We start from the raw sequence: 6,893 nt of genomic DNA, 5'->3' as shown, positions 1-6,893 counted from the left end.
CCAACCCAAAGTCAACCGCTTTCACCAGAACTCAAGGACGAAGCAACCTGCCGCTAGCAGCGTCGCCGCCCTCGTTGTGGCGCCATATAGACCCCACCAATCAAAACTGTCAACGCAGTTTTTCAAAAAATCAGGATTTTTCTTTCCACAGACAATATGGTCCTTTTTAACCGGATTTCAACCGCCGGGAATCGTCGATTCGAACGAATGCGACAGTTTGATGACGGTCGCCCCTTCGCTGCCTGCCCTTCCGAGGCCACTCTATGAAGCACATGCCCTATATTATCGCCGTTGACGGCGGCGGCACCGGTTGCCGCGCCCTGCTTGCCGATGGTGCCGGCACTATCATCGGCAGGGGCTTGAGCGGCCCGGCCAATATCGGCGCGGACAGGGCGACGGCGCTGGAGAATATCGCGCAGGCCGCGACAAGGGCGGCGGGCGAGGCCGGGCTGGATGTCTCACAACTGCGCCGAAGCCGGGCCGTGCTGGGCCTCGCAGGCGCGAACTCGCTTGCCGACAGGGACAGCCTGCATCACCACCTCCCCTTCGGCCCCACCGAGATCGTCTCGGATGCCGTCACGGCGCTACAGGGCGCGCTCGGCAACGAAAACGGCGCAATCGTCATTCTCGGCACCGGTTCGGTCTTCGTTCGAAGGGAGCACGAGGCGTTCGAGATCGTCGGCGGACGCGGCTTCATGTTGAGCGATCATGCCGGTGGGGCCCGGCTTGGACGTGAAGTGCTGGAGGAAACGCTGCTGGCGCTCGACGGCATGGCTGGACATACGAAACTTGTCGAAGCTGTCATGGCAGGTTTTGGCGGAGACACGCGCCGGATCGTTGCCTTCTCGCGCACGGCCACGGCGGCGGATTATGCCGCCTTTGCACCGCTCGTCTTCGATCATGCGCAAAAGGGCGATGCACTCGGCATCGCCGTCCTGCAACGCGCCTGCGCTCATGTCGCCCGCGGCCTCGACCGTCTCGGCGTGGAAAAGCTCGGCCGGTTCAGCCTTGCGGGCGGGCTTGCCGCATCCTATGCTGCACTTCCTTTCCTGCCGCACCAGGCGCTTTACAGACCGGCGCTCGGCGACGCCCTGACCGGCGCGCTTTCGCTGGCGCTCGCCGCGAACGGCCCGGATGAATCGCGAACGGCAAAAAGACTTGTCGCAACGCGCTTTACCTCCTAATTTCATCGATACGGGCACGTTTACCAAGCGGATATGTGCTGAAAACCGAACGGCGCCGGCTGATCCCGGCGGCGGGAGTTGAGTGTTCTCTACATGCATTTCCGGACGGAGGATCGCTTTCGTTCCATGAGGAAATGCCCACAGGGGTGGCATGCTGACCAAAAAGGGCAAATACGGCCTGAAAGCCATGGTGCATCTGGCGGGCATAGCCGATGGACAGTTGGTTTCGGCCAGCGAGATTGCCGAAAAACACCATATACCGCGCAAGTTCCTCGACAATATCTTCACCGAGCTTCGCAATGCGGGCTTCGTGTTGAGCCGCAAGGGCAAGGGCGGCGGCTTCTGTCTTGCGCGCCCCGCCAATGAAATCGCCATCGGCAATATCATCCGCGCGCTCGACGGGGCGCTCGCCCCCATCGCCTGCGCCAGCAAGACGGATTACCGCCCCTGCGACGATTGCGATGAAGACGAATGCGAAGTGCGCCATGTGATGCTGGATGTCCGCGAGGCCATAGCGAGTGTGCTCGATCATCGCACATTGGCCGACCGCAAGGCGCTGGAGATCGTCTCGCTATCGGATTAGGTCCGTTGGGAGAAAGCGGGAGCCGATTTTCAGGCCGCCGCCGCAGACCAGTCCGGGAACGGATCGTCCAGCCCCGCCCATCGTTCCGGAGTGAAGCTTTCCTCATCGACCAGACAGCGGTCCAGTTCCATGACGAGCGCTTCCTCGCGCATCGGATCGACGCCGATGAACACGATTTCCTGACGCCGGTCGCCCCATATTTCATGGAAGAAAGGCTGCATGGCGCGCTGCCATTCTGGTTCTGCGGGCCAGTATTGCTTCGGCACAGCCGACCACCAGCGTCCCCTTTTGCCGGTGCGCACCAGCGCGCCCGCCTGGCTGAGTTCACCGACGAAATCCGGCCGCGTCGCCAGCCAGAAGAACCCCTTCGCCCGCACCACGCCAGGCCAGCTTTTGTCGACGAAGGCCTGGAACCGCGCCGGATCGAAAGGCCGCCGCGCGCGATAGACGAAGGAGCGCACGCCATATTCTTCGGTTTCCGGCACATGCCCCCGAAAGCCGTACAATTCCTTGTACCAGAGCGGGTGCTCATGCGCCCGGTTGAAGTCGAACAGTTTCGTGTCGAGGATCGCATTGAGCGGCACCTGACCGAAATCGGCCTCCTCGATGCGCGCATCGGGATTGAGCGAGCGGATGACCTTATGGGCAAGATCGCGCTCTTCGGCGGAGGCGACGGAAACCTTGTTCAGGACCACGACATCGGCGAACTCGATCTGTTCGACGAGCAGGTCGACCAACGTGCGCTCATCGTCCTCGCCAAGCGACTCGCCGCGATCACGCAGGAAGTCGCTCGAGGCGTAGTCCTTCAGCAGATTGGCCGCATCGACCACCGTCACCATCGTATCGAGCCGCGCGACATCCGACAGGCTGTCGCCCCTTTCGTCGCGAAACTCGAAAGTGGCGGCGACGGGCAGCGGCTCGGCAATCCCGGTCGATTCGATCAGGAGGTGATCGAACCGGCCCTGCGCCGCCAGTTGCCTGACTTCCTTCAGAAGATCGTCGCGCAGCGTGCAGCAGATGCAGCCATTGGTCATTTCGACGAGCTGCTCTTCCGTACGGGAAAGATTGGCTCCGCCCTCGCGGACCAGCGCCGCATCTATATTCACCTCGCTCATATCGTTGACGATCACCGCCACGCGGCGGTTCTCGCGATTGTTGAGCACGTGATTGAGAAGCGTCGTCTTTCCAGCTCCAAGGAAACCGGAAAGGACGGTAACGGGAAGCCTCTTTTTCATGACACCGTTCCTGTATGCCGCCGGATTGAGCCTGCCGTCACCGGCGCGAGCAGCGCCGGAACCAAACCGGCCCGCAGCATTTTCGCAAATTTCTTCATGTCGATTTCCAAATGTTATAACGTTACAGTATCAGGCAAAAAAGGAGCTTTCGATAGGCCGGGGCGGGCGCAGCCTGCCGGATGCCTGACACCAGTGTGGTGGATTTGAAGTTCCTATCATTTGTCTGGCATCTACGTTCAGGAACTCCAAATCCGTAAACCACACTCGATTCAACATCTTGCTAGTGTGGCATTCCGCTGGCGAGCATCCTTGCGCCGTTTCGGGCAGGCATATCCGGCGGGACCCGGGAAAGCCATTCCCTCGCGCGGGCCGCCCGGCGGTCCGCCATATAGGCGGACCGCAGCACCGGCTCCGCCGGTACTCGCGGAGACAAGACGCGCCGCTGCCTATTTCGACAGACAGGATTTCAGCGAATCCGCCAGATTGCGGATGAGCTGCGGATAGAGGTCCGGGCCGTCCTTCAGTTCCGAGCCGAGCGGATCGAGAACGCCGGTTCTGGCATCGGTGCCGTCAATGACCGTCCTGACCAGCTTCGGCTCGAACTGCGGTTCGGAAAACACGCAGGCCGCGCCCAGCGACTTGATCTTGTCGTGGATTTCCTGAATGCGCGCCGCGCCGGGCGCCTTGTCCGGGCTGACCGTGATCGATCCCGCAGCCTTCACGCCGAAGCGGTTCTCGAAATATTGATAGGCATCATGGAAGACGATGAACGGCCTGTCCTTGACGGGGTCCAGTTCGGCCGCGACATCCTTGCTCAGCGCGTCGAGCTTTTCGGCATAAGCGCTGGCGTTCTTTTCATATTGAGCGGCATGTTCGGGATCGCTTTCGGCAAGCGTGCGGGCGATGTCCGCAGCCAGAACCTTGCCGTTATCCGGGTCGAGCCAGAAATGCAGGTCATATTCGCCGTGGTCGTCCTCGTGGCCCTCATGCGCATCATGACCGGCATGACCCGATTGACCCGATTGACCCTTGTCATGATCATGTCCGTGGGCAGCTTCGGTGTCGTGATCGTGCCCCTCGCCTTCATGGTCATGGTCATGTGCTTCGAACGGACCGCCCTCGCGGAACTTGAGCCGGGTCAGGCCATCGGCTTCGCCGAGCGCCACGAGTTTCGCACCCTCGCCAAGCGTATCGAAGGGCTTGTCGAGGAAGGTTTCCATCGACGGTCCGGCCCAGAAGATCACTTTGGCATGTTCGATCGCTTCGGCGTCGGAGGGTTTCAGGCTATAGACATGCTCCGATCCCGCGCCCTGAACGATCAGCTTCGGCTCGCCCACGCCCTGCATCACGGCGGAAACGATCGAATGAAGCGGCTTGATGGACACGACGACGCCATCGCGTTCGGCAGCAAAAGACGTACCGCAAGCACCGGCCAGACCGGCCAGAAATGCGGAGGAGAGCAGCAGGGAGCGGAGATGTTTCATGGTCTCTCTCTTGTAGGATGGGGAACAGGCACCATTTAGAAGCGATATGTTATTTTATTACGCCAGTTGCGTTATGCTATAACGTCTGCCATAAGGTGAGGCAACCCCCTTTCGGAGAAATTCTCCCGGACAGCCGGACGACCTGCCCGGACAAGCCGGGAAGGCTCCGCATCGGCAGATCCAGTGAGAAACCAGCACAGGCAGCGAAAGCCCGGACATGGCTGAAACGACATATGTGGCTCCCAGGCCCCCCCTTCCCGCCAGGGCGGCGCGGGAGACATTGATCGAACTGAAGGGCGCCGGCGTTTATCGCGACGGGCGCTGGCTGGTGCGCAATGTCGATCTGGGCATCCAGCGCGGCGAGATCGTCACCCTCATCGGCCCGAACGGCGCGGGCAAGAGCACGGCCGCCAAGATGGCGCTGCGCATCCTGAAGCCGGATGAAGGCGGCGTGAGCCATGCGCCGGGGCTTCGCATCGGCTATGTGCCGCAGAAGATCAACATAGACCGCACCCTGCCGCTTTCCGTCGAGCGACTGCTGACGCTGACCGGCCCGCTTTCCCGGGGGGAAATCGAAGCCGCGCTCGAAGCGGTGGGGATTCCCCATCTGGCGAAAGCCGAGACCGCCCATCTTTCCGGCGGCGAGTTCCAGCGCGCGCTGATGGCGCGCGCCCTTGCCCGCAGGCCCGACATCATGGTTCTGGACGAGCCGGTGCAGGGCGTCGATTTTTCCGGCGAAGCCGCCCTTTACGAACTGATCGCCAAACTGCGCGACGATACGGGCTGCGGCGTGCTCCTGATCTCGCACGACCTGCATCTCGTCATGGCGGCGACAGACCGGGTGATCTGCCTGAACGGCCATGTCTGTTGCAGCGGCACCCCGCGCGATGTGACGGCAAGCCCGGAATATGCGCGCCTGTTCGGCAGCCGCGCCGTCGGCCCGCTTGCCGTTTACGAGCATCACCACGACCATACCCATCTGCCCGACGGGCGCGTGCTTCACGCCGACGGTTCGGTGACCGACCACTGCCATGCAGAGGACGGCCATCACCACGACCATGATCATGATCATGGGCATGAACACCATGACCACGAAGGGAGCGCACGCAGTGCTTGACGATTTCTTCACCCGCGCCATCCTCGCCGGTGTCGGGCTGGCGCTCACCACCGGGCCGCTCGGCTGCTTCATCGTGTGGCGGCGCATGGCTTATTTCGGCGATACGATGGCCCATTCCGCGCTTCTGGGCGTGGCGCTGGCGCTTGTCTTCGACATCAATCTGATGGTCGGCGTTTTTGCCGTCGCGGTGGCGATCTCCGCCATCCTCCTGCTCCTGCAACGCCGCCATACCCTGTCGGCGGATTCGCTCCTCGGCATATTGTCCCATGCCACCCTGTCTCTCGGCCTCGTCATCGTCGCCTTCATGACATGGGTGCGAGTGGACCTCCTGTCCTTCCTGTTCGGCGACATTCTCGCCGTTTCGCGCATGGACATCGCCTTCATCTATGGCGGTGGCGCGTTCGTGCTGGCGGTGCTGGCATGGCTGTGGCGTCCCTTCCTCGCGGCGACCGTCAGCGAGGATATTGCGCGCGCCGAAGGCATGAACCCGGCGCTTTCACGCATCGTCTTCATGCTGCTTCTGGCCATCGTCATCGCCATTGCGATGAAGATCGTCGGCATATTGCTGATCACGTCGCTGCTCATCATTCCGGCGGCGACGGCCCGCCGCCTCGCCGCCACGCCCGAACAGATGGCGGTTTTCGCCTCGCTGATCGGCGCGGCCGGCGTGATCGGCGGGCTTTACGGTTCCATTCATTTCGATACGCCGTCCGGCCCGTCCATCGTGGTCGCTGCACTTGCCATTTTCATTTTCAGCCTCTTGCCCCTAAATAAGAGGGGAGAAGCTTCACCGAAACGGATCGCTGGACAATGACGACGCACCATCATCACGCCCCGCAGGATTTGACCCGCAACCAGACACTGGTCTTCGACGTCCTGTCCAGGGCCGAAGGGCCGCTCAGCGCCTATACGATCCTCGACCAGTTGCGCGACGACGGTTTTCGCGCGCCGCTTCAGGTTTATCGCGCGCTGGACAAACTGCTCGACTACGGGCTGATCCACCGGCTCGAAAGCCTCAACGCCTTCGTGGCCTGCGCCCATCCGCAATGCCACCAGCAGGGGCTGGTCGCCTTCGCGATCTGTGAAAAATGCGGCCAGGTGACGGAATTTTCCGACGCGGCGATCGAACATCTGGTGAGCGCCTGGAGCGTCCAGAACGGCTTCCAGTCACGCAAGACGACACTGGAACTGCGCGGCCTGTGCGAAACCTGCGGCGCGGGCATCGAAAAATAACGCTTCCACAAGCGAAATCTGCTAAACTGTTCCCGCAAAACAGCGGGTATGATTTCG

Annotated in this window: 8 protein-coding genes; 6 read left to right on the top strand and 2 right to left on the bottom strand. The window is 61.7% G+C overall.

What is annotated here, in order from left to right; translation table 11 throughout:
- The 3 genes from FHS76_RS22470 to FHS76_RS19455 all read left to right on the top strand — a co-directional run.
- Positions 1 to 295, top strand: a 295-nt coding sequence (locus FHS76_RS22470) for a hypothetical protein (protein WP_210306177.1), incomplete at its 5' end; no start/stop codon positions are given.
- Complete coding sequence (locus tag FHS76_RS19460; RefSeq protein WP_183656914.1) at positions 273 to 1,184, top strand: BadF/BadG/BcrA/BcrD ATPase family protein; 912 nt, start codon at positions 273 to 275, stop codon at positions 1,182 to 1,184. The genes FHS76_RS22470 and FHS76_RS19460, both read left to right, overlap by 23 nt.
- A gap of 151 nt (positions 1,185 to 1,335) precedes the next feature.
- A complete protein-coding gene (locus FHS76_RS19455) occupies positions 1,336 to 1,767 on the top strand; it encodes an RrF2 family transcriptional regulator (protein ID WP_183656911.1) in 432 nt (143 codons plus the stop codon).
- A gap of 29 nt (positions 1,768 to 1,796) precedes the next feature.
- Here FHS76_RS19455 and zigA read toward each other — a convergent pair whose 3' ends face one another.
- Together zigA and znuA are read right to left on the bottom strand one after the other, a co-directional pair.
- A complete protein-coding gene (gene zigA / locus FHS76_RS19450; RefSeq protein WP_183656908.1) occupies positions 1,797 to 3,002 on the bottom strand; it encodes a zinc metallochaperone GTPase ZigA in 1,206 nt (401 codons plus the stop codon).
- Between the two features lie 446 nt (positions 3,003 to 3,448).
- Entirely contained in the window at positions 3,449 to 4,486 is a 1,038-nt protein-coding gene (gene znuA / locus FHS76_RS19445; protein WP_183656905.1) for a zinc ABC transporter substrate-binding protein ZnuA, read from the bottom strand.
- Between the two features lie 217 nt (positions 4,487 to 4,703).
- Between znuA and FHS76_RS19440 the strand changes: the two genes are divergently transcribed.
- The 3 genes from FHS76_RS19440 to FHS76_RS19430 are packed head-to-tail and all read left to right on the top strand — an operon-like array spanning position 4,704 to position 6,836.
- On the top strand, positions 4,704 to 5,603 hold the full coding sequence (locus FHS76_RS19440; RefSeq protein ID WP_183656902.1) for an ATP-binding cassette domain-containing protein: 900 nt from the start codon (positions 4,704 to 4,706) through the stop codon (positions 5,601 to 5,603).
- Positions 5,557 to 6,417 (top strand): metal ABC transporter permease, encoded by an 861-nt coding sequence (locus tag FHS76_RS19435; RefSeq protein WP_183656923.1) that lies wholly within the window; start codon positions 5,557 to 5,559, stop codon positions 6,415 to 6,417. The genes FHS76_RS19440 and FHS76_RS19435 overlap by 47 nt, the downstream gene beginning before the upstream one ends.
- Positions 6,414 to 6,836: a Fur family transcriptional regulator gene (locus FHS76_RS19430; protein ID WP_183656899.1), complete on the top strand. Its 423-nt coding sequence runs from the start codon at positions 6,414 to 6,416 to the stop codon at positions 6,834 to 6,836. The genes FHS76_RS19435 and FHS76_RS19430 overlap by 4 nt, the downstream gene beginning before the upstream one ends.
- The last annotated feature ends 57 nt before the right edge of the window (positions 6,837 to 6,893 follow it).

Source organism: Brucella daejeonensis (assembly GCF_014199265.1).
In the GTDB taxonomy this organism is placed as follows: domain Bacteria; phylum Pseudomonadota; class Alphaproteobacteria; order Rhizobiales; family Rhizobiaceae; genus Brucella; species Brucella daejeonensis.
Note: the sequence above shows the minus strand (reverse complement) of the source record. Positions and strands in the feature narration are given on the sequence as shown.

Bases quoted from the DNA above. Each gene is read 5' to 3' on its own strand.
- FHS76_RS19460 (WP_183656914.1), top strand. From the start codon at position 273: ATGCCCTATATTATCGCCGTTGACGGCGGCGGCACCGGTTGCCGCGCC.
- FHS76_RS19455 (WP_183656911.1), top strand. From the start codon at position 1,336: ATGCTGACCAAAAAGGGCAAATACGGCCTGAAAGCCATGGTGCATCTG.
- zigA (WP_183656908.1), bottom strand. From the start codon at position 3,002: ATGAAAAAGAGGCTTCCCGTTACCGTCCTTTCCGGTTTCCTTGGAGCT.
- znuA (WP_183656905.1), bottom strand. From the start codon at position 4,486: ATGAAACATCTCCGCTCCCTGCTGCTCTCCTCCGCATTTCTGGCCGGT.
- FHS76_RS19440 (WP_183656902.1), top strand. From the start codon at position 4,704: ATGGCTGAAACGACATATGTGGCTCCCAGGCCCCCCCTTCCCGCCAGG.
- FHS76_RS19435 (WP_183656923.1), top strand. From the start codon at position 5,557: ATGGGCATGAACACCATGACCACGAAGGGAGCGCACGCAGTGCTTGAC.
- FHS76_RS19430 (WP_183656899.1), top strand. From the start codon at position 6,414: ATGACGACGCACCATCATCACGCCCCGCAGGATTTGACCCGCAACCAG.